Source organism: Malikia sp. (assembly GCF_028687635.1).
Lineage (GTDB): Bacteria > Pseudomonadota > Gammaproteobacteria > Burkholderiales > Burkholderiaceae_C > Malikia.
Map to the genome: position 1 here is coordinate 65,956 of NZ_JAQTZS010000010.1, position 23,759 is coordinate 89,714.

Sequence of the window (23,759 nt, forward strand, 5' to 3'; positions counted from 1 at the left end):
CCACCGGAATCGACGACCGCTCTGGGCTGCTATTGTCCCGCATCGAGACCGGACCCGTGCCGGATGGGGCAAGAACCCGCGGCATCAGAAATGCATCCGGATCGACTAGACTTTCAGTTTCACGAGCAAAAATCGGAAGAAAGTCAAAAAATGAGCGAGACGCTAGCCAGCACCCCCTACGGCTCCCTGCCCACGGCTGCTTCGCTGCCGCAGCGCAAGCCGGTCAGCCTGCCGCGCCTGCACGAAATGCGCGAGCGCGGTGAAAAAATCACCATGCTGACGGCCTACGACGCCACCTTCGCGGCCGCCGCTGACAGCGCCGGGGTCGAGACGCTGCTGATCGGCGACTCGCTCGGCATGGTCTGCCAGGGGCTCTCCAGCACCGTCGGGGTCACGCTGGAGACCATGTGCTACCACACCGAGAGCGTCGCGCGCGGCCTGCGCCGGGTCCAGGGCACGGCCTGGGTCGTCGCCGACCTGCCCTTCGGCAGCTACCAGGAGTCCAAGGAACAGGCCATCCGCAGCGCCTCGGCGCTGATGCACGCGGGCGCGCACATGATCAAGCTCGAAGGCGGCGGCTGGACCACCGAGACGGTCGCCTTCCTGGTCGAGCGCGGCATCCCGGTCTGCGCCCACCTCGGGCTGACGCCACAGACCGTGCATGCACTGGGCGGCTACCGCGTCCAGGGCCGCAGCGAAAGCGACGCGCAGCGCCTCAAGCGCGATGCCGCGGCGCTGCAGGATGCCGGCGCCAGCATGCTGGTGCTTGAGATGGTGCCAGCCGCCCTCGCCACCGAGCTGACCCAGGAGCTGCCGCGCTGCCACACCATCGGCATCGGCTCGGGCAAGGGCACCGCCGGCCAGGTGCTGGTGATGCACGACATGCTCGGCATGGGCCTGGGCAAGACGCCCAAGTTCGTGCGCAACTTCATGGCCGGCAACGACAGCGTGCGCGACGCCATGGCCGCCTATGTCGCCGCCGTCAAGGACGGCAGCTTCCCCGACGACCGCCTGCACGCCTGGTAAACCGCGCACGCCAGCCCCGACATCCGCCGCACCCCGCCCTCTTCCATCAGCCCCACCATGCAAGTCGTCCACTCCCTCGCCGAACTGCGCCAGCAACTGGCCCGCTTCGACTCGCCCGCCTTCGTGCCCACCATGGGCAACCTGCACGATGGCCACCTGGCGCTGATCCGCCACGCCAAGCCGCTGGGCGATGTGACCGTCGCCAGCATCTTCGTCAACCGGCTCCAGTTCCTGCCGCACGAGGACTTCGACAGCTACCCGCGCACGCTGGAAGCCGATTGCACCAAGCTCGAAGCAGCAGGCTGCGACATCGTGTTCGCGCCGTCGGAAAAGGAGCTCTATCCGCAGCCGCAGACCTTCAAGGTCCACGCGCCGGCCGCGCTGGGCGACATCCTGGAAGGCCATTTCCGCCCGGGCTTCTTCACCGGCGTCAGCACCGTGGTGATGAAGCTGTTCCAGTGCGTGTTCAGCGAGGCCAAGGGCGCGCGCCACGCGGTGTTCGGCAAGAAGGACTACCAGCAGCTGATGGTGATCCGCCAGCTGGTGCGGCAGTTCGCGCTGCCGGTGACGGTGCATGGCGTCGACACCGAGCGCGCCGCCAGCGGGCTGGCCTTGAGCTCGCGCAACGGCTACCTGTCCGAGGCCGAGCGCGCCGAGGCGACACAGCTCTCGCTAGCGCTCAAGACCCTGATCGCCGCCGTGCTGGGCGGCGAGCACAACCTGGCCGCGCTGGAGCAGCACGCGATGCAGGCACTGGCCGCGCGCGGCTGGCAACCCGACTACCTGACGGTGCGCCGCCGCGTCGACCTGCAGCAACCGCAGGGCGGCGAGTTCCAGCCCGGCGAGCTGGTCGCGCTCGGCGCGGCACGCCTGGGCAGCACACGCCTGATCGACAACATCGAGTTTTAAGCCAGTCGCTTCAGTGCATCTCGGCGACCGGGTCGCGCCCCATCAGGGCCGCGACCGCATCGGCCGGCTGCAGGCGGCCGTCGAGCAGGTCCACCACCGCCTCGGTGATCGGCATCTCGATGCCGAGCAGCCGGGCGCGTTGCGCCACCGTGTGGGCGCTGTAGACGCCCTCTGCCACATGGCCGAGCGAATCGACCGCCTGCTGCAGGCTCAAGCCCCGGGCCAGCAACAGGCCAACCTGGCGGTTGCGGCTCAGGTCGCCGGTGGCGGTCAGCACCAGGTCACCCAGGCCACTCAGTCCCATGAAGGTATCGGCCCGCGCACCCAGCGCCAGGCCCAGACGCGCGATCTCGGCCAGCCCGCGCGTGATCAGCGCGGCGCGCGCGTTCAGCCCCAAGCCGAGGCCGTCGCACAGGCCGGTGGCGATCGCCATCACGTTCTTGACCGCGCCGCCGACCTCGACGCCGACGATGTCGTCGTTGGCGTAGACGCGCAAGCTGGGGCCGTGGAAAGCCTGCACCAGCCGCTCGCGCAGCAGGGCGCTGTCGCTGGCCGCGACCAGCGCGGTCGGCCGCCCGGCGGCGACCTCCTTGGCAAAGCTCGGGCCGCTGAGCACGCCGGTCCGCAGGCTGGGCGCCACCTCGGCGCAGATCTCGTGCCCGAGCAGGCCGGGGCCGCCATCGGCGGCGCGCTCGAAACCCTTGCACAGCCAGACCACGGGCACGGCACCGTCACGCAGCAGCAGCAGCATCTCGCGCAGCGCGGCCATCGGCGTCGCGACCACGACCAGGTCGTCACCAGCGAGCAGCGCTGGCAGCTCCTGCGTATCGGCTTCGAGCACCTGCAACGACGACGGAAATGGCGCGTCCGGCAGATAGCGCGCGTTCTCGCCACGCAGGCGCATGTCGGCCACTTGCGCGGGATTGCGCGCCCACAGCCGGACCTGATGGGCGCCGTCCTGGGCGGCGGCGGCGATGGCCAGTGCCGTTCCCCAGGCACCGGCACCCAGCACCGTGATCTTCATGCAGGCGACCTTCGCTCTGTCACTGACTCAGACCGGCAGCGCTCAGGCAGCGGCGGTGGCTTCGGCGGCAGCCTGCTCGGCTTGCGCCTGCTGCTGCTCGTACATGGCCTGGAAGTTGATCTCGGACAGGTGCACGGGCGGGAAGCCGGCGCGGGTGATCACGTCGGCCATGTTGCCGCGCAGGTAGGGATAGACGATCTGCGGGCAGGCGATGCCCATGATCGGACCCATCTGCTCTTCGGGCAGGTTGCGGATCTCGAAGATGCCGGCCTGCTTGACCTCGGCCAGGAACACGGTCTTGTCCTGGATCTTGGTCTGCACGGTCGCGGTCACGCAGACCTCGAAGACGCCGTCGGCCACCTGCTCGGCGCCGACACCCAGCTGGATGTCGACCGAAGGCTGCTCCTGCACCAGCAGGATGGCGGGCGAATTGGGCTGCTCCAGCGAAGCCTCCTTCATGTAGACGCGCTGGATCTGGAACACGGGAACCTGTTGCTCGGACATGTCTGCTTTCGATTTCGGGTCAAGAAAAAGCCCGCTGCCGGCGCATTGCCGCAGCGGGCCGATCACATGCGATTATGTCAGCAAGGCGCAGCCGTTCCGGGCGCCCGTCTCGCGGACGACCAGGGGCTCAGGCCCGCAGCAGCGGCAGCAGGCCGCCCTTGGCATCGAGCGCGTGCAGGTCGTCGCAGCCGCCGACATGCTGGCCGCCGATGAAGATCTGCGGCACGCTGGTGCGACCGACCAACTGCGCCATGGCGGCGCGCTCGGCGGGCTTGCCGTCGACGCAGATTTCTTCCCAATCGGTCACGCCGCGCTCGCGCAGCAGCGCCTTGGCGCGCTGGCAATAGGGGCAGTAGTCGCTGCTGTAGATTGTTACCTGTGCCATCTGGGACTCCTGAATCAAGACTTTTCGACCGGCAGGTTGGCGGCACGCCAGGCCTTCATGCCGCCTTCGAGCGAAGCGGCCTTCTCGTAGCCGAGCTTTTTCGCGATGGCCACGGCACGGCTCGAACGCATGCCCGAAGCACAGACCAGGATCACCGGCAGCGCCTTGTTCTTGACCGCGCCCGGCAGCAGGGACTCCAGCTGGTCGAGCGGAATGTTGCGCGAACCGACGACATGGCCCGCCGCGAACTCGCCGGTGCCACAGACATCGATCACCACCGCTTTCTCGCGGTTGATCAATTGCACCGCGTCGGCGGGCTTGAGCCCGCCCGCGAGCGAGCCACCCGAGACCAGAGGCCACAGCAGCAAGCCCCCGGAAATCAGGGCCGCCAGAATCAGAAACCAGTTATCTACCAAAAACGTCACGATCAGCCTTTCGCTTGAAGGCCCATATTCTAAAATGCCAGCTTTGTCCCCGCTCTGGAAACAGCCATGTACAAACTCGTCCTGATCCGCCACGGCGAATCCACCTGGAACCTGGAAAACCGCTTCACCGGCTGGACCGACGTCGACCTGACCCCGACCGGCGTGTCACAGGCGATGTCGGCCGGCAAGCTGCTCAAGGCAGAAGGCTGGGACTTCGACCTCTGCTACACCTCGGTGCTCAAGCGCGCCATCCACACCCTGTGGTACACCCTCGACGAGATGGACCGCACCTGGTTGCCGGTCGTGAAGAACTACCGCCTCAATGAGCGCCATTACGGCGGCCTGCAGGGTCTGAACAAGATCGACATGGCCAAGGAATATGGCGACGAGCAGGTGCTGATCTGGCGCCGCAGCTACGACACCCCGCCGCCGGCGCTCGAAGCCGATGACCCGCGCGGCCAGCGCAACGACCGCCGCTACGCCGACCTGTCGCCCGAGCAGATCCCGCTGACCGAATGCCTCAAGGACACCGTCGCGCGCGTCGTGCCCTACTGGGAACAGACCATCGCCCCTAGCATCCAGTCGGGCCAGCGCGTGCTGATCGCCGCCCACGGCAACTCGATCCGCGCGCTGATCAAGCACCTCGACGGCATCTCCGACGCCGACATCGTCAACCTCAACATCCCCAACGGCATCCCGCTGGTGTATGAATTCGACGACGACATGAAGCCGCTGCGCCGCTACTACCTGGGCGACGCCGAGGCCGCCGCCGCCGCCGCCGCCGCCGTGGCCGGCCAGGGCAAGGCCTGAGCTCAAGCCGGGCTTTGCTGGCGGGGCCGTGTCGATATGGCCCGCCGGCGTTATAGTGCCGGAACCAGGCGCCCAGGGCGCCATTTGAAGGGTGTAGTGATGGGGCAGAAACTCAAGATCGCCGGCTGGGTCGCGATCGGCGCGGTCGCAGGCGCATTGACCACGGTGCAATTGCAGGCAGTCGCGCGCGGATCGCTCGCGCCGCTGCCACTCGAAGAGCTGCAGCAGTTCGCTGCCGTCTTCGGCATGGTCAAGAGCGACTATGTCGAACCGGTCGACGAGAAGAAACTCGTCACCGATGCGATCTCGGGCATGGTCGCCAGCCTGGACCCGCACTCGCAGTATTTCGACAAGAAGTCCTTCAAGGAATTCCGTGAAGGCACTTCGGGCCGCTTCGTCGGCGTCGGCATCGAGATCACGATGGAGGACGGCCTGGTCAAGGTCGTCTCGCCGATCGAGGACTCGCCAGCCCACCGCGCCGGACTCAAGACCAATGACCTGATCACCAAGATCGACGACACCCCGGTCAAGGGCCTCACCATCAACGACGCGGTCAAGCGCATGCGTGGCGAGCCCAACACCAAGGTGCAGCTGACCATCTTCCGCAAGGACGAGAACCGCAGCTTCCCGGTCACGATCACGCGCCAGGAAATCAAGACCCAGAGCGTCAAGGTCAAGCTGATCGAGCCGGGCTACGCCTGGGTCCGTCTCTCGCAGTTCCAGGAGCGCACGGTCGAGGACTTCGCGCGCAAGCTCGAGGAGCTGCACAAGGAAAACCCAGGCCTCAAGGGCCTGGTGCTGGACCTGCGCAACGACCCGGGCGGCCTGCTCGATGCGGCGGTCGCGATCTCGGCCGCCTTCCTGCCGGCGGACGCCACCGTCGTCACGACCAATGGCCAGCTGGAAGAAAGCAAATCCATCTTCAAGGCCGCGCCCGAGTACTACCTGCGCCGCAACGGCGCCGACCCGATCCGCCGCCTGAGCGAAGCCACCAAGGGTGCGCTCAGGAAGCTGCCGATGGTGGTGCTGGTCAACGAGGGTTCCGCCTCCGCCAGCGAGATCGTCGCTGGCGCGCTGCAGGACCACCAGCGCGCCGTCATCATGGGCAACCAGACCTTCGGCAAGGGCTCGGTGCAGACGGTGCGCCCGCTTGGCCCCGACACCGGCCTCAAGATCACGACCGCGCGCTACTACACGCCCAGCGGCCGCTCGATCCAGGCCAAGGGCATCGTGCCCGATGTCTGGGTCGACGAGACCGAGGACGGCAACCTGTTCGCCGCGCTGCGCACGCGCGAGGCCGACCTCGAAAAACACCTCGGCAACGGCCAGGACGCCGCCAAGCCGCAAACCGAAGCCGACAAGGAAGTCGAGCGCCAGCGCGAGCAGGAGCGCGAGGCCGCGCGCCTGCGGCTGGAGGCCGAGACCAAGAAGAACCCGGGTGGCCGCCTGCTGCCCGAGTTCGGCTCCGAGAAGGACTTCCCGCTGCAACAGGCGCTCAACCGCCTCAAGGGCAAGCCGGTGCAGGCCAGCAAGACGCTGAGCGTGCGCGAGGAAGCCAAGCCCGAGGAATGACGGCGCCGCCCACCCTGAAATGAACGACGAACAGCTGCTGCGCTACTCGCGCCATATCCTGCTCGACGAGCTCGGCATCGAGGGCCAGGAAATGTTGCTGGCCTCGCATGCGGTGGTCATCGGCGCCGGCGGACTGGGCTCGCCGGTGGCGCTCTACCTCGCCAGCGCTGGCGTGGGCCATATCACGCTGGTCGACCACGACGAGGTCGACGCCACCAACCTGCAGCGCCAGATCGCGCACAACCTGGAGCGGGTCGGAACCCCGAAGGCCGAATCGGCCCGGATCGCGATGCACGCGATCAACCCCGAGGTGCGGGTCAATGCGCTGGTCCAGCGCGCCGACGATGCCCTGCTCGACGCGCTGCTGCCGACGGCGCAGGTCGTGCTCGACTGCACCGACAACTTCGCGACCCGGCACCTGATCAACCGCGCCTGCGTGCGGCATCGGGTACCGCTGGTGTCGGGCGCGGCGATACGTTTCGACGGCCAGCTCTCGGTCTACCACCCGCGCGATGTGGCCAGCCCCTGCTACGCCTGCGTCTTCCCCGAGACCGACGGCCTGGAGGAAACCCGCTGCGCCACCATGGGCGTGTTCGCGCCGCTGGTCGGCATCATCGGCACGCTGCAGGCAGCCGAGGCGCTCAAGCTGCTGTGCGGCATGGGCTCCAAGCTGGTCGGCAAGCTCATGATGCTGGACGGCCGCGGCATGGAATTCCACACCATAGGCCTGGGTCGCAACCCGGACTGCGCGGTCTGTGGCGCTCAGGCCGTGACGATCCAGCCTTCCAGCGGGTCGAACTTCGGCAGGCCGTAGCGCGCCTGGCCACCCTGGTGTTGCCGCAGCGCCCAGGCCGCCTGCAGCAGGCAGAGCAGCGCATCGAGCCGGTCGCCGCTGGCGTCCGCCACCAGTTCGTCATGCTGCGCGTGGCTCAATTTCAGCCGCAGGCCACTGCCCCGCAGCAGCGGCGCGGCGCCCGTTTCCAGCGCATGCAGCAGGTCCTTGCGCGCGATCAGCCGCTCGGGCGTCTGCCTGGCCTTGTCGTCGCTCTTGTAGCTGCGCGCACCCAGCACCGAGCGCGCCAGCAGGCCCGGATAGGCTTCGAGCGCGACCCGCGCCGGATCGGCCTGGTGCAGACCGACCAAGGTGACACCCGCGTCCAGCAGCAATGGCACACCCGCGTGCAGCATGAAGGCCACCGGCGGGTTGACCCATTTCATGCTCGGGCTCGACCCGGCCGGGCGGTCGGTCGCGCGGTGCGCGAACTTGGCCCCCACCGGACGCGCGGCACAGAAGGCCGCGAAGCGGTCGCGGATCTCGGCCCGTTCCAGCGCCGCGTAGTGGCGCATGCAGTCCAGCCAGTCGGTCGGCCAGCCCAGCTGCTCGACCAGCTCGCGCGGCAGGCCGAACGGCAGATCGAAGCCGCCGACCCAGGCACCGGGTTCGGCCAGGCAGGCACCGAAGCCGGCCAGGGTCTCGAAGCTATCGAGGCGCTCCAGCGTGACGCGACCGGCCCGCAGGCCGCCACGCGCGAGCACGATCGGCTTGCGCCGGCTCGGCGCGCTGCTGAAGTCGCAGCCCCAAAGTGTGGGGCCTGAAGCGTTCAAGGACAGATCAGGCGCGACCGATGATGGACGCGGTCGCCATCAGCTCCTCGAGCAGCGCCAGCGAGACCTTGCCCGAGACCGAATAGGGGTCGAACTCGGGTCGCTCCGAATACTTCAGCACGATCGAGGTGTTGAGCTTGCTCAGGTTGACCTGGCCCATGGTCCAGCCGCCGAAACGCCGCTCGCTGATTTCCTCGTAATGCAGCAGCTCGACGTTCTGGTGGCGCGGGTCCTCGATGATCTGGTTGTAGAGGCGATTGACCGCCGAGCGACCGCCCTCGATCGCCTGCAGGAAGACGCCACCGCCGTAGCACAGGATGCCGGTGATGCCATTGTGCAGATTGTGCTGCCTGGCCGAGGCCAGGATGGCATGAACGGCCTCGGTGCTCTCGGGCTGCACCGCACGGCTCACATACAACAGACGTACCAGCATCGTTTAGCTCCTACGGGGAATCAGTGCCAGGAATTCGCGGCGCAGATCGCTGTCCTTGAGGAACACGCCGCGCATGACCGAGTTGATCATCTTGCTGTCCATGTCCTTGACGCCGCGCCAACCCATGCAGTAGTGGCTGGCTTCCATCACGATCGCGAGGCCGTCGGGCTGGGTCTTTTCCTGGATCAGGTCGGCCAGCTGGACCACCGCCTCTTCCTGGATCTGGGGCCGGCCCATGATCCACTCGGCCAGGCGCGCGTACTTGGACAAGCCGATCACGTTGGTGTGCTCGTTGGGCATCACGCCGATCCAGATCTTGCCGATGACCGGGCACAGATGGTGGCTGCAGGCGCTGCGCACCGTGATCGGGCCGACGATCATGAGCTCGTTGAGGTGCTCGGCGTTCGGGAATTCGGTGATGGTCGGCGCCTGCACGTAGCGGCCGGCAAAGACCTCCTTCAGGTACATCTTGGCAACGCGGCGCGCCGTGTTGCCGGTGTTGTGATCGTTCTCGGTGTCGATCACCATGCTGTCGAGCACGCCCTTCATCTTGTCGGTGACCTCGTCGAGCAGGGCTTCGAGCTCGCCCGGACGGATGAAGTCGGCGATGTTGTCGTTGGAGTGGAAGCGCTGCTTGGCCGCTTGCAGGCGTTCACGGATCTTGACGGAGACGGGCGTACCCTCGTCCTGGTTGGCGTCGGTCATGTCTTGTTGCACTTTCATGAGCATGATGGCATGCTAACACCGGATTCCAGCCCCTGAGCGCGCGGGGAGATCATGGCCAGCCCCGCGCCAGCCATGGCGCAAAACTAATAGCGCTGGCCGAGCAGGAACAGCATGCCGCGCATGACACCGAACGCCACCCGGTCGAACAGGCGCTGGCGCCAGGGTCGCTGGAGCAACTGTTCGGGCGCGACGCGCTGGCCCGCGGTGCGCATCAGGTGGTCGAGCCGCTGCCACAGCCCGCGCGCGAAGGCCGGGTCGCGGGTCACGACATTGGCCTCGCGCGCCAGCAGCAGGCTCAGCGGGTCGAGGTTGGTCGATCCCACCGTCGCCCAGCGTCCATCGACCACCGCCACCTTGGCATGCAGCGCGCTCGGGGCGTACTCGTGGATCTCGATGCCGGCGTCGAGCAGCCACTGGTAGACCGTGCGGGCGGCGTGATACTGCAGGAAATGCTCGTAGCGGGCATGCAGCAGCAGGCGCACCCGCACGCCGCGCGCGGCCGCCAGCGTGAGCGCGCGGCGCAACCTGCGGCCGGGAATGAAATAGGCGTTGGCGATCACGATCTCGCGCCTGGCCTGAGCGATTGCCTTGAGGTAGGCGCGCTCGATGTCATGGCGATGGCGCAGATTGTCGCGCAGCAGCAAGGCGGCCGGCTGTGCCTTGCGCCCGCGCGGGACCGGCCCGGTCGGCAGCGTCGGCAGTCCGGCGCGCAGCGCCTGCCAGGCGGCGCGAAACTCGTGCTGGCGCGCCCGGTTCAGCGCCTGCATGCGCCACCAGAGCTGCTCCATGCTTTCGAGCATGTCGGCCACCAGCGGGCCGCTGACCTGCAACGCGAAGTCCAGCCGCGGCTGCTCGAGCCGACCCAGCGAGACATCGTCGAGGTCGTCGATCAGGTTGATGCCGCCGCAAAAGCCCAGCGCGCCGTCGACCACGCAAAGCTTGCGGTGCAGCCGGCGCCAGCGGCTCGGGATCAGCAGGCCCAGATGGCCCAGCGGCCGGTAGATCCGGCACTGCACGCCCGCGCGCTCCAGCCGCTCGCGCCAGGTCCGGGGCAGCCGGGCGGTGCCGATGCCGTCGACCACCAGCCGGACCGTGATGCCACGCCGAGCCGCACGCTCCATCGCCTCGGCCACCTGCAGGGTACTGCCGGCGAATTCAAAGATATAGGTCTCGATGTGTACCAGCTGCTGGGCGCGCTCCATCGCTTGCACCATGGCCGGGAACAGCTCGGCGCCGCCCTCGAGCAGATGCAACTGGTGGCCGCCGCGCAACGGTGTCTTCACGCCCGCTCCCCAGCCGAGCCTCTCATTCGAAGGCCAGCTCCGCGATCAGCGGCAGGTGGTCGGACAGGCGTGCCCATTGGCCGCCATGCGGCACCTGCACCGACAGCGGGCGCAAGCCACGCGCATAGATGCGGTCCAGGTGCAACAGCGGCAGCCGCGAGGGGTAGGTCGCGTGGCGGATACCTTCGAAGGTGCGCAGACCGAAAGCCGCCATGGCATCGTGCAGGCGCTGGCCCCAGTCGTTGAAGTCGCCCGCCACCACCAGCGGCTCGTGCGGTGGCACCTCGCGCTCAAGCATGGCGCCGATCTGCCGGACCTGGCGCTCGCGGCTGGCATGGATCAATCCCAGGTGCGCCACCACCACATGCAGCGGCGCCCCCTCGACATCGAGGCGCACATGCAGCAGGCCGCGCTGCTCGAAGCGGTGGTCCGACACATCATGATGGCCCTGGCCCAGCACCGGCCAGCGCGTCAGCAGCGCGTTGCCATGCTCGCCGTGGCGCGTCACGGCATTGGTGCGGTAGACCGCCTGGTAGCCTGGCGGCGCCAGGTAGTCAGCCTGACCAACCGCCGGCCATTGCGGAAAACGCTTCTGCATCTGGCGGTTGAAGCCGCGCACCTCCTGCAGGCAGACGACATCGGCACCGAAGCCCTGCACCGCCTGCATCAGGTTGTGGATCTCCAGCCGGCTGGCCGGGCCCAGGCCCTGCACTCCCTTGTGGATGTTGTAGGTAACGACGCGCAAGCTGGTCATGCCGGAAATCATGCCACGGTCGTGCTGGTCACGGTGCGAGCGGACGCCGTAAAATGCAAGATTGCAGGCAAATGTCACTGGCAAGCCCTGAACCCATTCCCCACGACAAAGGTTGAAGAAGATGAGCGCAGTTCCCTCGATGTCCGACCGCGACGGCAAAATCTGGATGGACGGCCAGATGGTCGACTGGCGTGATGCCAAGGTCCATGTCCTGACCCACACCATGCACTATGGCTGCGGCGCCTTCGAGGGCGTGCGCGCCTATAACACCGTCAACGGCCCGGCCATCTTCCGCCTCGACGAGCACACCGAGCGCCTGCTCAACAGCGCCAAGATCCTGCGCATGAAGGTGCCCTTCAGCAAGGAACAGCTCAATCAGGCCCAGCTCGACATCATCCGCGAGAACAAGCTGGAGAGCGGCTACATCCGCCCGCTGATCTGGATCGGTGACAACAAGCTCGGCGTCAGCCCCAAGGGCAACACCATCCACGCCATGGTCGCGGCCTGGACCTGGGGCGCCTACCTCGGCGAGGAAGGCATGAAGCGTGGCATCCGCGTCAAGACCTCGAGCTACACCCGCCACCACGTCAACATCACGATGACGCAGGCCAAGTCGGTCAGCAACTACACCAACTCGATCCTGGCCAACACCGAAGTCACCGACGACGGCTACGACGAGGCGCTGCTGCTCGACACCACTGGCTTCGTGTCCGAAGGCGCGGGCGAGAACATCTTCATCGTCAAGAACGGCGTGCTCTACACCCCCGACCTGTCGGCTGGCGCGCTCAACGGCATCACGCGCAACACCGTGTTCCACATCGCCAAGGACCTGGGCCTGGAGATCGTGCAAAAGCGCATCACCCGCGACGAGGTCTACATCGCCGACGAGGCATTCTTCACCGGCACCGCCGCCGAAGTGACCCCGATCCGCGAACTCGACCGCATCGAGATCGGCAGTGGCAGCCGCGGCCCGATCACCGAGAAGATCCAGAGCGCCTTCTTCGACATCGTCAACGGTCGCAACCCCCAGTACGCTCACTGGCTGACCAAGGTCTGATTGGGAACAGCACGATGAGCAAGATTGTCGAACTCTCGGCACATGATCTGAACGGCAACGGCGGCGTCTTCTGCCCCAGCCCCAAGGCCGACATGCAGCTGTGGAACAGCCACCCGCGCGTCTTCCTCGACGTCGCCAGGACCGGCTCGGCCAAATGCCCGTACTGCGGCACGGTCTACCAGCTCAAGGCGGGCGAAGTGGTCGGCCACGGCCACTGATTCTCGCCGCCCTGCTCAGGCCGGGTGCGGACAACAAAAAGGCGCAGTCCAACGGCTGCGCCTTTTTGCCTTGAGGCCGCCCGGACGGGCGACCGGTCACGCCGTCAGTGCGAGCGGATCATGGTGCCGTAGGCCTCGTTGCTCAGGATCTCGAGCAGCATCGCGTGCGGCACGCGGCCGTCGATGATGTGGACCGAGTTGCAGCCGCTGTGCGCGGCCTCCAGCGCGCCGGCGATCTTGGGGATCATGCCACCCGAGATCGTGCCGTCGGCGATCAGCGCATCGACCTCGACCGCGCTCAGGTTGGTCAGCAGTTCGCCGGCCTTGTCGAGCACGCCACGGATATTGGTCAGCAGCAGCAGCTTCTCGGCGCGCAGCACGGTGGCCAGGCGCGCGGCGACCACGTCGGCGTTGATGTTGTAGCTCTCGCCCTGGTCGCCAAAGCCGATCGGGCTCACAACCGGGATGAAGCCCGCCTCATCGAGCGACTTGAGCACGCTCGGGTCGATGCTCACGATGTCACCGACCTGGCCGACGTCATGCTCGAGCGTCGGGTCCTGCTGGTCCAGCAGCTTGAGCTTCTGCGCCTTGATCAGGCCGCCGTCGCGCCCGGTCAGGCCGACCGCCTTGCCACCGGCGCGGTTGATCATGCCGACGATGTCCTGCTGCACCTCGCCACCCAGCACCCACTCGACCACCTCCATGGTCTCGGCGTCGGTCACGCGCATGCCCTGGATGAACTGGCCCTGCTTGCCCAGACGCTTGAGCAGACCCTCGATCTGCGGGCCGCCGCCGTGCACCACCACCGGGTTGATGCCGACCAGCTTGAGCAGCACCACGTCCTCGGCGAAGGCTTGCTGCAGTGCCGGGTCGGTCATGGCGTTGCCGCCGTACTTGATCACCATGGTCTTGCCATGGAACTGGCGGATATAGGGCAGCGCCTGCGCGAGGATCTCGGCCTTGTCGCGGGACTGCAGGTGAGACAGATCGTGGGAAGTATGGGTCATGACGGATGTGATTCGGTTGGAATGAACGCAGGACAAATTGTGCCGGAAAGACCGGGCTATTCCTGTCACGCAATCTTCATGTGCCGGCGGCCCGCGTGCGTGCGACACTAGACGCAAAACATCCGCAAGATCCGACGTCAACCACCCCGGCCTAAAGGCCGAGGCTTGCGAGGTTGACGCCCCGCGAGTCTGAGATTGACCAGACCGAGCACCGAAAGGTGCTTGCGTTGTGCAGAAGACCGTAGACCCACCCTGGCGTGCTTCCTCAGCGCCAGGCTCTGGAAGTTGCCGCTGCAGACACGCTTCGGGTCAGCACGAAACGGGCGGCGACCGGCGCGAAAGCGCCACCTGCTGCACAACCTGGTCGAGGGGAGCCGGGTCGAAAGATTCGCGTCACCCGGCCCGTAAGGGCTGACAGTCGGAAAGACGGCATTGTTTTAAGGAAGCTGACTTGTCAGTGTATGTGTTGGATCGAAGCGGCAAACCGCTGATGCCGTGTAGCGAGAAGCGAGCCCGCTTGCTGCTTGAGCGCGGCCGTGCGCGGGTACACCGGCTGGTGCCTTTCGTCATCCGGTTGACTGACCGTCAAGTGGCCGACTGCGCCTTGCAGCCGCTGCGCTTGAAGCTCGACCCGGGCAGCAAAGGCACAGGGTTGGCGCTGGTGCGCGACACCGAGCAGGTCGACGCCAACACGGGTGAGATTCAGCGAGGCGCGGCGGTGCTGAACCTGTTCGAGCTGGTGCACCGGGGCCGGCAGATCTCCGAAGCGCTGACCGCGCGTCGGGCCATGTGCCGTCGTCGGCGTGGCAACCTGCGTTATCGGGCGCCGCGCTTCCTCAATCGGCGCAAACCGAAGGGCTGGCTCGCGCCGTCCCTTCGGCACCGGGTCGATACGACGCTGGCCTGGGTGAATCGGCTGCAGCGCTGGGCGCCGGTGGCGGCACTCTCCAGCGAGCTGGTGCGCTTTGACATGCAGGCGCTGGACAACCCGGACATCGAGGGCGCACAGTACAGCCAAGGCACCCTCGCCGGCTACGAAGTGCGCGAGTACCTGCTGGAGAAGTGGGGTCGAAAGTGCGCCTACTGCGACGCCACTGGCGTGCCGCTGCAGGTCGAGCACATCCACCCCAAGGCGCGTGGCGGCACCAATCGCGTGAGCAACCTGACGCTGGCCTGCCAGGCTTGCAACGCGCGCAAGGACGCCCTGCCGCTCGAAGTCTTCGTGACCGACCAAGCCCGGCTGGCGCGCATTCAGGCCCAGCTCAAGCGCCCCCTCAAGGATGCCGCCGCCGTCAACAGCACCCGAAAAGCCTTGGTGCAGGCGCTGCAGGCGACGGGCCTGCCGGTCGAAACTGCGTCGGGCGGACGCACGAAGTACAACCGCTGCCGGCTCACCATTCCGAAGACACATGCGCTTGATGCCGTGTGCGTGGGTGACGTGGATATCGTCACAAACTGGGGCAAGCCGACGCTGACCCTCAAATGCACCGGGCGTGGCAGCTACCAGCGCACACGCCTGAATCAGTACGGCTTCCCGAGGGGCTACCTGATGCGCACCAAGCGGGTCAAGGGTTTTGCCACCGGCGACCTGGTGCGCGCCGAGGTGCCCTCCGGCAAGAAAACGGGCACGCACCGTGGCCGCGTGGCCGTTCGCGCCACGGGCAGCTTCAACATCCAGACTGGCACCGAGGTGGTGCAGGGTATTTCGCATCGCCATTGCCAGGTGCTGCAACGCGCCGACGGCTATGGCTACATTCAACAGCAGAGCTCACCGAAAAAGGAAGCGGGAGAGGGTCGCGCTACTCGCACGATGCGCTCTGCCTCCCCGGCCTGAAGGCCGAGGTTTCCCGCGCAATCTGATGAACCCGACCGAAGTCGAACTCAAGTTGCTGCTGCCCGGTGCCGACGCGCTGACGGTGGAGCAGATCCTGTCCCGCCTGCCGGCACTGGCCGGCTGCACCCCGCAGCGCCAGTGGCTGTGGAACCGCTACTACGACACCCCGGCACAGGCGCTGCGCCAGCAACGCAGCGCGCTGCGACTGCGCTGCATCAGCAGCCAGCCCTGGCCGCAGGCCACGGCAAGCCTGCCGCCGACGGGCGAGTGGATCCAGACCTTCAAGACCGCCGGCGTCTCGCAGGGTGGCCTGAGCCGGCGCGGCGAGTGGGAAACCGCCGTCGCCAGCGGCGAGCTCGACCGCGCGGCGCTGGCCGCCACGCCGTGGAACGCGCTCGACCCCGAGGGTAAGCTGTTCGCCCAGCTCCAACCCTGTTTCGACACCCGCTGCCGCCGCACCACCTGGCAACTGCAGCAGGACGACGGCAGCCGGATCGAGCTCGCGCTCGACGTCGGCGAAATCGCCGCCGCCGGCCAGCTGTTGCCCATGCTCGAGATCGAACTCGAACTGCAGGCTGGCATGCCGCAGGCCCTGTTCGGACTCGCGCAGCAGATCGCCGCCGAGGTCGCGGTGCTGCCCTGCGACGCGAGCAAGGCCGAACGCGGCTACGCGCTGGCACAGGGCGTAACCCGTGCGCCAGCGCGCGCCCGCGCCACCCATCTGCCGGCCGGCGTCGCGCCACGGGCCGCCGCCCAACAGGCCATGGGCGAGATGCTGGAGCAGTTCACCCGCAACCTGTCGGCCCTGCTGCAGGCCGACGACCCCGAACTGGTGCACCAGGCGCGCGTGGCCTGGCGGCGCTGGCGCAGCGCGGAACGGCTGTTCCGGCCCTGGCTGCCCGGGCTGGCCGATCGCAGCGGCTTGCGCCCGCTGCTCGACGCGCTGGGAACCTTGCGCGACCTCGATGTCGCGCGCCACGAGACCCTGCCGGGCTGGATCGAGTGTTACGCCGAGGGCGACTCGCGGCGCAGCAAAAGCGCAGCCCATGCGCTGAGCAAGCTCGAACAGGCCAGCCAGACCGAACGCGAGACCGTGCGCGCCCTGCTGGCGCAACCCGGCACGGGGCTCGGCCTGCTAGGACTGGCGCACTGGCTACACGGCCTGTCAGACCTGCAGGCCCAGCCGGACGAAGGCCGGCGCAAGGCCGAGCGCGACTGGGCGCGCGAGCGCAGCGCCCGCCTGCTGCGCCGCCTGCACCAGGTCATGGCAACCGCCAGCGCCAAAGATGCCACGGAACCGAAACAGCACCAGGCCAGGCTGCTGGCCAAGCGTGTGCGCTACAGCGTCGAGACCCTGTTCGACCTGCTGCCCCGGAAAAAGGCCGGCCGCTGGGTGCGCGAGTCCAGCCGGGTACAGACCCGCATCGGTGCCGAGCGCGACCTGCTGCGCGCGATCGAGCTGCTGCGGCAGACCGGCGACGGAGGCGGACTGCTCGACTTCCTGCGCGGCGTGGCAGCGGCACGCCGCCACAAGGACCTGGCCGCCGAGTAAAATCCGACCCATCCTCACTCCCTGTCAGCCTCTGGATCTACACCATGAACCGCTGCCTTTGCCTTTTCTCATGCCCGCACGCCGCACCCTGATGGCGGCCTGCGCCGCCGCGCTGGTCCTGCTGCCCGCTCTGGTCAGCGCCCAGGCGCCCGACCAGTTGCTGCGCCAGTTCCCCGAACAAGCCCGCCGTGGTGTGCTGCGCGTGACGGCCCCGCCCGAAATCCAGCTCGACGGCAAGGCAGACCGGCTCTCGCCGGGCGCGCGCATCCGCAATGCCGACAACCACATCGTGGCGCCGCACCTGCTGATTGGCCAGGAACTGCGCGTCAACTACACGCGCGAAGGCCTGGGCCTGGTCCACGACATATGGGTCCTGACCCCGGCCGAGCTGGCACAGAAACGCGCCGGCCACGACGGCGAGCGCGTGCAGCGCAACTTCCGCTTCGCGTCCGAGACCCCCTCCAACTGACAGGCAGGATCTGTTTGCCCGCCCCTGACCGGGGCTGGCGGTCTTGCCATACGCGTCCACATCCACAAACTGCAGCGTCTAACCCGCCCCTGCAGCGATCACCTTTTTCGAGAGCAACCCATGAGCAAGAAAGTCTTCATCAAAACCTTCGGCTGCCAGATGAACGAGTACGACTCGGACAAGATGGCCGACGTGCTGGGCGCCGCCCAGGGTTACGAGCCAACCCAGGACATCGAGCAGGCCGACCTGATCCTGTTCAACACCTGCTCGGTGCGCGAGAAGGCGCAGGAAAAGGTCTTCAGCGACCTGGGCCGCATCAAGCACCTGAAGGAAAAAGGCGTGCTGATCGGCGTCGGCGGCTGCGTCGCCAGCCAGGAAGGCGACGAGATCATCAAACGCGCACCCTATGTCGACGTCGTTTTCGGCCCGCAGACCCTGCACCGCCTGCCCGAGCTGCTGGAGGCGCGCGCCGCCAAGGCCCGCCCGCAGGTCGACATCAGCTTCCCCGAGATCGAGAAATTCGACCACCTGCCGCCGGCCAAGGTCGAGGGCGCCTCGGCCTTCGTCTCGATCATGGAAGGCTGCAGCAAGTATTGCAGCTACTGCGTCGTGCCCTACACGCGCGGCGAGGAGTTCAGCCGCCCGTTCGAGGAGGTACTGGTCGAGGTCGCCGGCCTGGCCGACCAGGGCGTCAAGGAAGTCACGCTGCTGGGCCAGAACGTCAACGCCTACCGCGGCAAGATGGGCGACACGGACGAGATCGCCGACTTCGCGCTGCTGCTCGAATACGTGGCCGAAATCCCCGGCATCGAGCGCATCCGCTACACCACCAGCCATCCGAACGAGTTCACGCCGCGCCTGATCGAGGCCTACGCCAGGATCCCCAAGCTGGTCAGCCACCTGCACCTGCCGGTCCAGCATGGCAGCGACCGCATCCTGATGGCGATGAAGCGCGGCTACACCGCGATGGAATACAAGAGCACGATCCGCAAGCTGCGCGCGATCCGCCCCGAGCTGTCGATGAGCAGCGACTTCATCGTCGGCTTCCCCGGCGAAACCGAGGAGGACTTCCAGAAGATGATGAAGCTGATCGCCGACGTTGGTTTCGACAACAGCTTCAGCTTCATCTTCAGCCCGCGCCCCGGCACCCCGGCGGCCAACCTGCCCGACGACACCCAGCACGAGGTCAAGCTGCGTCGCCTGCAGCAAGTCCAGGCACTGCTGGAGCAGAACATCCAGCGCATCAGCCAGAGCCGCGTCGGCACCGTGCAGCGCATCCTGGTCGAGGGCCCGTCGCGCAAGAACCCGGCCGAGATCATGGGCCGCACCGAGTGCAACCGCATCGTCAACTTCGACGCCGGCCCCAACGGCGCGCGCCTGATCGGCCAGATACTCGACGTCAAGATCACGCTGGCCTACCCGCATTCGCTGCGCGGCGAGGTGGTGATCGGCTGAGGCAGGGCTGAACCGCAAGCAAGGGTACGGCTCAGTTCTTGCGCCGTATTTCGTTCAGTACGGTGCCTGAAGCTTTTCTGAGCAAAGACAAGTGGCTACTGTTTCCACTTCCCGAGGTAAACCTCGTAGGCCTGAATCCATCCCGGTGAACCGAAGGCCCCTTGACTCTGGTGAACGAGATCGATGGGCCAGGTGCCGAGCTTCAAGCCTGCCTGCCTTGCACTGCGGCAAAAATCAAGGTCGTAGAAGTGGAACGCAAAGCGTTCGTCGAAGCCGACCTCGCGCCGAACGAGCTCTCTCCTCCTGCAGGCCAGGAAGACCCCGTCGAGAAGCTCGCACCTTGCCGGCGCAGGCCCGAAAGAGGAAAGCTCATGGCCTCCAGGATTTCCATGATGAACCGCCCCAGACAGGTAGTCGTGGTCCCAGACGAATTCAGAGTTGCTGATACAGGAAAAAGCCCAAGCTGGCTGTGCGGCGACCCGGCGGACATTGCCGGCCACGCCTACGACGTCAAACCGCGCCAAGGCTGCCTCCAGTTTTTCGAGCAGGCGCTCGTCAACCAACCAGACATCATCGTGGAGGAACACCACGATGTCGGCGTTAACGCACGACGTCAAGGCCCGGTTGTAGACCTCAGGCAAGCCGGATGCGTTTTCAAAGGACAAATGAAGATCAACCCTGGCATCACCCTTGATCCGCTGCAGGCTGACACCCAAGGCAGAATCAGTCCAGAAATCATCCTGCGTCAATCGAGTTGCGGCCACGAACGCCACCCGCGGTGGTCGGCTCCATGGAAAAATTCTTCGGAAATTCCAGCGAGCGGTCGCAAGCTTGATTTGATCGCGAATCAGCCCCCGAATCAAAGAGCCCAGCATCAGCACGACCTCCTATCGACCGATATGCAGCAAGAAAAAAACTGCACCTGAAATCCTCCGGAATCAGGTCGCATGCAGCGGCTTTCTCGCTTGCAGCACGTACTGCAGGGGCATCGCGCGCTGCGCAAGCTGGTCCGACCCCACTCCCAGGTAATGCGCGAGCGGTTCGAGATAATCGATGACATCGGGACCGATACTGTCGGCTGCCTCGAAGGTTCTTGCCACGACATTCTCCACGACCAACCCTGCCTGCTCCATTAGACCGACCATGTCGTTCTGCGTAAACCAGCGAAGGTGAGTACGATCAAACAGCCCGCTGGTCTGCCTCGGCCAGCTCCCGAGAACCAGCTGCGCGAAAACACTCCAGTGCTGCACATTGGGTATGCATGCCAACAGGGAGCCGCCAGGAATCAATCGATCAGCCGCCTGCCGGACGACAGACTCAGGATCAACAAGATGCTCAAGCACATCACCGAAAATCGCATGATCGAATTGCCCAAGCGGAAGAGCCGAAGCGAGCTCCGCATCGGAACTCCAATCACCCACAAGATTCATATCGCGGCAGATACCGATATCAATGAATTCACGCGCCCGATCCAGAGGCTCGTCCATCAACTCCACTCCGACATAATGCACATCGGGGTTTGAGGCACGGATGGCGCGCGCCATTCCTCCCCCGCCACAACCGAATTCACAAATGCTTCGGACACCTGGCGCAACGAATGAAAGCAAGGTGTCGTTCAGATTATCATAGTAAGTCATACTGAACCGCATAAAAAATACCAGATCCAACTGAGGACCTGAAAAAACAACAAGTCATTGCGAATGACTGCTCACGCCAAGCCCGAACATCATGCCTTGAGCCGTCTCTGCCGCGGACAAGTCCGCAACTGGAACACCAAACACCACATGATCCTCGTCCAGTTCAGCAAACGGATCGAAACCGTACAACTCAGTCAGATAGAGAGAAGCCTCGCCGATATGATTCGTGCAGACCACTCGTTCATGCTCGATGAGCAAACCCAGCACCTGACAGGCCGCCAAGCGCAATCCATGGCGGTGGAGCCGATAACTCCACTCCTCGAACATCATGCCAGCGGCCCCTTCCAGTTCCATGCTGAAATCGATCAGCTCGGCCCCGAGCTTGCTGACGAGATCAGATCGAAACGCGATCCAAGCCCCGTCCAGCAAAGCCAGGCCCGACACCCGCTTCTCGCAAGATCGTCCCGATTTTCTGATTTCGTAGCTGCTCTTCCCCAGTTTCGATGGACAGATCACGCTCGTCACCTTGTTGGAAAACCCCGATCGCCGCCAAGTCACTCGATCCCATGACAGACATCCGCCAAGAGAAACCATGTCGCAGGCATCCAGCGATGCAACCGACTCTTTCAGCGCCCGAAGCGAAGCCAGCCGCACATTGGATTGAGTCAGGACCACATACCCGGTCTCGATGCGAGACAGGGCCGCAGGCAGGTCACGCGCCAGCTGATCGCTGCAGCAGAACTCGAATCTGATGCCTGCCTCCGTGGCCAGGAATCGTTGCCGGAACTCAGCGACGAACAGGTCGAACTCGGCGCGATCTGGCGCTTCGACGATCAAGGTCCAGTCATGCCCAAGGCACTCAGTGGCATTGGGGGGGACTGCCTCTGTCTCAGCGACCAGACAGGACAGCCAGTTCGTCAGCATGGCATTGAATGTCTGATCATGTGCGTCATGAAGCCTCGTGCCGAGCAGCGCATCCAGTTGCTCGGAAAAGCGTTCCTTGCACTGTCCAGCCAGCAGCAACCGGGCCAGCATCAGTTGTGCCGCACCTATGTCATCCGATTCAGGATACTGGCAGATCAACGCTTGAAGGCGGGAAATCGCTTCATCGATCTGGGCTTCGTCTATCAACAGCAAATGCGCCGGCAGATAATCGGGCTGCACGTGCAAGCAATAACGGGCGATTCGATGGGCGGCCTTGGCCTGACCGTAGCGGTAAACCGTGTAGGCGCGGCGCATCATCTCTCGGGCCGGCAGGTGCGGAACATCAACGCGAACGATAGGATGTGCTGGTTTCTGAGCCGCCGATTCCAGCATCTCGCGGCAGGCGGCTTCGACATGCCGACAAAAGCGCTCCCCATCGCCGAGCGCCGTCGCCTTGAAAAGGATCTCCGCGTTGCATCTGAACTCCCGCAGCTCGTCCTTCGACTGCGCTGCCCGCACAGCCAGCGCGATGTAATCCTCCAGGCTGCTGGCGGCCCATTGACCCAGGCGCAGGTTGTTGAGCATCGACAGGCCCATGCGCGACCGCAAGCCCTCGCCATAACGCGTGACAACCAAGGCCCCCATGAACAAGGCAAAACAGGAAGTGGTACCACCGTTGAAGGGATAGGTGTCGAGCACCACATCCACTTCGTTGTAGGCGTTGAGGTAGTCCTGGGCAGCCGCAGGCCCGAGCAACTCGATCCGGCCTACTGGTATTGCGGCACCGACAACCTTCTGCCTGAAAACTTCCTGGGCTGCTGGGTCCTTGAAACTGATGGAGCGGATCAGCAGGCGCGAATCGGGTACCTGCCGCATGATTTCCGCCCATGCGCTCAGCATCTCATCGGTGATCTTGGAAATATTGCCAAAACACCCGTAAGTCAGGACTCCTGCCTCATCGCATGGAAGTCTGTCGATTCTTTCCGGGGTCCAGTAGGGGTCGAAGCTCCAGAAGGACTCTGGCAGACGTACTGGCCGCTCGGCATAGAAACGATCGAAAGATGAATCAGGGCAGACATGGACATCGACCAACTTGCCATCAATCGTCTCCAGACCAGTGGTCGGCGGGTAACCGAGGCCGGAGAGCTGGACCCTGGCCAGCCGGCACTGCAACATGTTGATGCGGTTGCTTGAGGTATGTCCGGCCAGTTCGATCAGGACATCGAGGCGGTGCGAGCGCATCAGCCTGAAAAGCTCGGCATCGCTCAGCAAGGCCGTTTCATGAAAATGATCGGCATGCACCCGGATCTTTTCGGTCTGCTCCTGTCGGACCGTAGTGTCGCTGTAGATGAAGATCTCGAAGGCGGTCCGGTCGTGGTTCGAGATCAGCGGATGCGCGAAGAAAAACACCGAATGGTTGCGCAGATCCGGCGACCAATACCCCAGCCGGATCCTGCGTGGCGCTTCGTGGCTGATCGCAGCGTGCATCCACTCAGGCTGCCGCTGAAACTCGTCGAGCAGTGGCGCCAGCGTGGCACCCCAGAATACATGCTCGGCTGTCAGCTGACTCTCTTCGATCGCCCTGTAGCTGGAATTGAAGACATGGTTGTTAGCCTGGCGCAATCCGTCGAAACTCTTCATCCAGGCATTCTTGGCATGGCTGCAGGCAAGTTCGATCTCGCCACGCCCCTGCCGCAGACTTCCCAACACGCTGTCGGCGCTCCAACTGTCAGGACTCTGCGCCTTGACCATGCGAATCAGGCCCAAGGCTTCCTCGCTGCGCTGCTGGTCGACAAAGGTCTTGGCGTGATTGCTCAGGCCGGGCAAACAAGAGCTGTCAAGCTGATAGGCTCGATCGAACAGCCTGACGGCTCGCTCATTGTCGCCTATGACCCCGTAGCAATAACCCAGGTCATTGATGGCTTCACAATCATAGGGTTGGAATTTGAGGTAGCACTCAAAGTGCTCAACAGCCTCTCGGGCATCGCCTCGCTCCAGTGCCGCTCGGGCTAACCGAATCGATTCTTCAGCCTCCCGCTTGCCGGCTTCAGCATCGTTGCGCTTTAAGAGGCCGCTCAGGGCAGAGGAAAGCAGTCGGCGCAGCATAACCAGCAGTTCAAATCTTGGTATGAGCAAAAGCCCGAAGCGCG

At 65.3% G+C, this 23,759-nt stretch carries 24 protein-coding genes; 11 read left to right on the top strand and 13 right to left on the bottom strand.

What is annotated here, in order from left to right; all coding sequences use genetic code 11:
- Window positions 1-150 precede the first annotated feature (150 nt).
- Together panB and panC are read left to right on the top strand one after the other, a co-directional pair.
- Window positions 151-1,026, top strand: a complete 876-nt coding sequence (gene panB, locus PHR85_RS08295; protein WP_300052877.1) for a 3-methyl-2-oxobutanoate hydroxymethyltransferase — start codon at window positions 151-153, stop codon at window positions 1,024-1,026.
- Between the two features lie 57 nt (window positions 1,027-1,083).
- Window positions 1,084-1,935 carry a pantoate--beta-alanine ligase gene (gene panC, locus PHR85_RS08300; RefSeq protein WP_300052880.1) on the top strand — a complete coding sequence of 284 codons (852 nt, stop codon included), beginning with the start codon at window positions 1,084-1,086 and terminating at the stop codon, window positions 1,933-1,935.
- Window positions 1,936-1,945: 10 nt separating this feature from the next.
- On the opposite strand, the gene PHR85_RS08305 is transcribed toward panC, so the two are convergent.
- The 4 genes from PHR85_RS08305 to PHR85_RS08320 form a co-directional block, all read right to left on the bottom strand.
- Entirely contained in the window at window positions 1,946-2,959 is a 1,014-nt protein-coding gene (locus PHR85_RS08305) for an NAD(P)H-dependent glycerol-3-phosphate dehydrogenase (RefSeq protein WP_300052883.1), read from the bottom strand.
- Window positions 2,960-3,001: 42 nt separating this feature from the next.
- Entirely contained in the window at window positions 3,002-3,463 is a 462-nt protein-coding gene (gene secB, locus PHR85_RS08310; RefSeq protein ID WP_300052886.1) for a protein-export chaperone SecB, read from the bottom strand.
- Window positions 3,464-3,590: 127 nt separating this feature from the next.
- Complete coding sequence (gene grxC / locus PHR85_RS08315) at window positions 3,591-3,848, bottom strand: glutaredoxin 3 (protein WP_300052889.1); 258 nt, start codon at window positions 3,846-3,848, stop codon at window positions 3,591-3,593.
- A 14-nt stretch (window positions 3,849-3,862) separates the two neighbouring features.
- Window positions 3,863-4,273 (bottom strand): rhodanese-like domain-containing protein, encoded by a 411-nt coding sequence (locus tag PHR85_RS08320; RefSeq protein WP_300052892.1) that lies wholly within the window; start codon window positions 4,271-4,273, stop codon window positions 3,863-3,865.
- A gap of 66 nt (window positions 4,274-4,339) precedes the next feature.
- Here PHR85_RS08320 and gpmA point away from each other — a divergent pair, with 66 nt between their 5' ends.
- From gpmA to PHR85_RS08335, 3 genes are all read left to right on the top strand, one after another.
- Window positions 4,340-5,083 carry a 2,3-diphosphoglycerate-dependent phosphoglycerate mutase gene (gpmA, locus tag PHR85_RS08325; protein ID WP_300052895.1) on the top strand — a complete coding sequence of 248 codons (744 nt, stop codon included), beginning with the start codon at window positions 4,340-4,342 and terminating at the stop codon, window positions 5,081-5,083.
- A 99-nt stretch (window positions 5,084-5,182) separates the two neighbouring features.
- On the top strand, window positions 5,183-6,655 hold the full coding sequence (locus tag PHR85_RS08330) for a S41 family peptidase (protein WP_300052898.1): 1,473 nt from the start codon (window positions 5,183-5,185) through the stop codon (window positions 6,653-6,655).
- A gap of 19 nt (window positions 6,656-6,674) precedes the next feature.
- Window positions 6,675-7,469 (top strand): HesA/MoeB/ThiF family protein, encoded by a 795-nt coding sequence (locus PHR85_RS08335; RefSeq protein ID WP_300052901.1) that lies wholly within the window; start codon window positions 6,675-6,677, stop codon window positions 7,467-7,469.
- Here PHR85_RS08335 and PHR85_RS08340 read toward each other — a convergent pair.
- The 5 genes from PHR85_RS08340 to PHR85_RS08360 form a co-directional block, all read right to left on the bottom strand.
- Window positions 7,418-8,260: a DUF429 domain-containing protein gene (locus PHR85_RS08340; protein ID WP_300052904.1), complete on the bottom strand. Its 843-nt coding sequence runs from the start codon at window positions 8,258-8,260 to the stop codon at window positions 7,418-7,420. The genes PHR85_RS08335 and PHR85_RS08340 overlap by 52 nt on opposite strands.
- A 7-nt stretch (window positions 8,261-8,267) precedes the next feature.
- Window positions 8,268-8,693: a BLUF domain-containing protein gene (locus PHR85_RS08345; protein ID WP_300052907.1), complete on the bottom strand. Its 426-nt coding sequence runs from the start codon at window positions 8,691-8,693 to the stop codon at window positions 8,268-8,270.
- A gap of 3 nt (window positions 8,694-8,696) precedes the next feature.
- The gene (folE, locus tag PHR85_RS08350) at window positions 8,697-9,422 is read right to left on the bottom strand and encodes a GTP cyclohydrolase I (RefSeq protein ID WP_300052910.1); all 726 of its coding nucleotides are present in this window, start codon (window positions 9,420-9,422) and stop codon (window positions 8,697-8,699) included.
- An 80-nt stretch (window positions 9,423-9,502) separates the two neighbouring features.
- Entirely contained in the window at window positions 9,503-10,702 is a 1,200-nt protein-coding gene (gene clsB / locus PHR85_RS08355; RefSeq protein WP_300052913.1) for a cardiolipin synthase ClsB, read from the bottom strand.
- 22 nt (window positions 10,703-10,724) lie between these two features.
- The gene (locus PHR85_RS08360; protein ID WP_300052915.1) at window positions 10,725-11,456 is read right to left on the bottom strand and encodes an endonuclease/exonuclease/phosphatase family protein; all 732 of its coding nucleotides are present in this window, start codon (window positions 11,454-11,456) and stop codon (window positions 10,725-10,727) included.
- 121 nt (window positions 11,457-11,577) lie between these two features.
- Between PHR85_RS08360 and PHR85_RS08365 the strand changes: the two genes are divergently transcribed.
- Both PHR85_RS08365 and PHR85_RS08370 read left to right on the top strand, forming a co-directional pair.
- The gene (locus PHR85_RS08365) at window positions 11,578-12,513 is read left to right on the top strand and encodes a branched-chain amino acid transaminase (protein WP_300052918.1); all 936 of its coding nucleotides are present in this window, start codon (window positions 11,578-11,580) and stop codon (window positions 12,511-12,513) included.
- Between the two features lie 14 nt (window positions 12,514-12,527).
- Complete coding sequence (locus PHR85_RS08370; RefSeq protein WP_300052920.1) at window positions 12,528-12,731, top strand: zinc-finger domain-containing protein; 204 nt, start codon at window positions 12,528-12,530, stop codon at window positions 12,729-12,731.
- A gap of 104 nt (window positions 12,732-12,835) precedes the next feature.
- On the opposite strand, the gene argB is transcribed toward PHR85_RS08370, so the two are convergent.
- Window positions 12,836-13,738 (bottom strand): acetylglutamate kinase, encoded by a 903-nt coding sequence (gene argB, locus PHR85_RS08375; RefSeq protein WP_300052922.1) that lies wholly within the window; start codon window positions 13,736-13,738, stop codon window positions 12,836-12,838.
- 490 nt (window positions 13,739-14,228) lie between these two features.
- Here argB and iscB point away from each other — a divergent pair, with 490 nt between their 5' ends.
- The 4 genes from iscB (at window position 14,229) to miaB (ending at window position 19,048) form a co-directional block, all read left to right on the top strand.
- Window positions 14,229-15,572 (top strand): RNA-guided endonuclease IscB, encoded by a 1,344-nt coding sequence (iscB, locus tag PHR85_RS08380; protein ID WP_300052924.1) that lies wholly within the window; start codon window positions 14,229-14,231, stop codon window positions 15,570-15,572.
- A gap of 25 nt (window positions 15,573-15,597) precedes the next feature.
- Complete coding sequence (locus PHR85_RS08385) at window positions 15,598-17,124, top strand: CYTH and CHAD domain-containing protein (RefSeq protein WP_300052927.1); 1,527 nt, start codon at window positions 15,598-15,600, stop codon at window positions 17,122-17,124.
- A 70-nt stretch (window positions 17,125-17,194) separates the two neighbouring features.
- Window positions 17,195-17,593, top strand: a complete 399-nt coding sequence (locus PHR85_RS08390; protein ID WP_300052930.1) for a hypothetical protein — start codon at window positions 17,195-17,197, stop codon at window positions 17,591-17,593.
- A gap of 120 nt (window positions 17,594-17,713) precedes the next feature.
- The gene (gene miaB, locus PHR85_RS08395) at window positions 17,714-19,048 is read left to right on the top strand and encodes a tRNA (N6-isopentenyl adenosine(37)-C2)-methylthiotransferase MiaB (protein WP_300052933.1); all 1,335 of its coding nucleotides are present in this window, start codon (window positions 17,714-17,716) and stop codon (window positions 19,046-19,048) included.
- 95 nt (window positions 19,049-19,143) lie between these two features.
- On the opposite strand, the gene PHR85_RS08400 is transcribed toward miaB, so the two are convergent.
- The 3 genes from PHR85_RS08400 to PHR85_RS08410 all read right to left on the bottom strand — a co-directional run bounded on the left by PHR85_RS08400 (window position 19,144) and on the right by PHR85_RS08410 (window position 23,715).
- Window positions 19,144-19,923, bottom strand: a complete 780-nt coding sequence (locus PHR85_RS08400) for a glycosyltransferase (protein ID WP_300052936.1) — start codon at window positions 19,921-19,923, stop codon at window positions 19,144-19,146.
- Between the two features lie 63 nt (window positions 19,924-19,986).
- Window positions 19,987-20,685: a class I SAM-dependent methyltransferase gene (locus tag PHR85_RS08405; protein ID WP_300052939.1), complete on the bottom strand. Its 699-nt coding sequence runs from the start codon at window positions 20,683-20,685 to the stop codon at window positions 19,987-19,989.
- A 54-nt stretch (window positions 20,686-20,739) separates the two neighbouring features.
- The gene (locus PHR85_RS08410; RefSeq protein WP_300052941.1) at window positions 20,740-23,715 is read right to left on the bottom strand and encodes a tetratricopeptide repeat protein; all 2,976 of its coding nucleotides are present in this window, start codon (window positions 23,713-23,715) and stop codon (window positions 20,740-20,742) included.
- Window positions 23,716-23,759 lie beyond the last annotated feature (44 nt).

Bases quoted from the DNA above. Each gene is read 5' to 3' on its own strand.
- PHR85_RS08370 (WP_300052920.1), top strand. From the start codon at position 12,528: ATGAGCAAGATTGTCGAACTCTCGGCACATGATCTGAACGGCAACGGC.
- PHR85_RS08330 (WP_300052898.1), top strand. From the start codon at position 5,183: ATGGGGCAGAAACTCAAGATCGCCGGCTGGGTCGCGATCGGCGCGGTC.
- PHR85_RS08365 (WP_300052918.1), top strand. From the start codon at position 11,578: ATGAGCGCAGTTCCCTCGATGTCCGACCGCGACGGCAAAATCTGGATG.
- PHR85_RS08305 (WP_300052883.1), bottom strand. From the start codon at position 2,959: ATGAAGATCACGGTGCTGGGTGCCGGTGCCTGGGGAACGGCACTGGCC.
- miaB (WP_300052933.1), top strand. From the start codon at position 17,714: ATGAGCAAGAAAGTCTTCATCAAAACCTTCGGCTGCCAGATGAACGAG.
- PHR85_RS08345 (WP_300052907.1), bottom strand. From the start codon at position 8,693: ATGCTGGTACGTCTGTTGTATGTGAGCCGTGCGGTGCAGCCCGAGAGC.
- PHR85_RS08410 (WP_300052941.1), bottom strand. From the start codon at position 23,715: ATGCTGCGCCGACTGCTTTCCTCTGCCCTGAGCGGCCTCTTAAAGCGC.
- folE (WP_300052910.1), bottom strand. From the start codon at position 9,422: ATGCTCATGAAAGTGCAACAAGACATGACCGACGCCAACCAGGACGAG.
- PHR85_RS08360 (WP_300052915.1), bottom strand. From the start codon at position 11,456: ATGACCAGCTTGCGCGTCGTTACCTACAACATCCACAAGGGAGTGCAG.
- grxC (WP_300052889.1), bottom strand. From the start codon at position 3,848: ATGGCACAGGTAACAATCTACAGCAGCGACTACTGCCCCTATTGCCAG.
- panC (WP_300052880.1), top strand. From the start codon at position 1,084: ATGCAAGTCGTCCACTCCCTCGCCGAACTGCGCCAGCAACTGGCCCGC.
- gpmA (WP_300052895.1), top strand. From the start codon at position 4,340: ATGTACAAACTCGTCCTGATCCGCCACGGCGAATCCACCTGGAACCTG.
- PHR85_RS08400 (WP_300052936.1), bottom strand. From the start codon at position 19,923: ATGCTGGGCTCTTTGATTCGGGGGCTGATTCGCGATCAAATCAAGCTT.
- panB (WP_300052877.1), top strand. From the start codon at position 151: ATGAGCGAGACGCTAGCCAGCACCCCCTACGGCTCCCTGCCCACGGCT.
- PHR85_RS08405 (WP_300052939.1), bottom strand. From the start codon at position 20,685: ATGACTTACTATGATAATCTGAACGACACCTTGCTTTCATTCGTTGCG.
- iscB (WP_300052924.1), top strand. From the start codon at position 14,229: ATGCCGTGTAGCGAGAAGCGAGCCCGCTTGCTGCTTGAGCGCGGCCGT.
- PHR85_RS08335 (WP_300052901.1), top strand. From the start codon at position 6,675: ATGAACGACGAACAGCTGCTGCGCTACTCGCGCCATATCCTGCTCGAC.
- argB (WP_300052922.1), bottom strand. From the start codon at position 13,738: ATGACCCATACTTCCCACGATCTGTCTCACCTGCAGTCCCGCGACAAG.
- secB (WP_300052886.1), bottom strand. From the start codon at position 3,463: ATGTCCGAGCAACAGGTTCCCGTGTTCCAGATCCAGCGCGTCTACATG.
- PHR85_RS08385 (WP_300052927.1), top strand. From the start codon at position 15,598: ATGAACCCGACCGAAGTCGAACTCAAGTTGCTGCTGCCCGGTGCCGAC.
- PHR85_RS08390 (WP_300052930.1), top strand. From the start codon at position 17,195: ATGCCCGCACGCCGCACCCTGATGGCGGCCTGCGCCGCCGCGCTGGTC.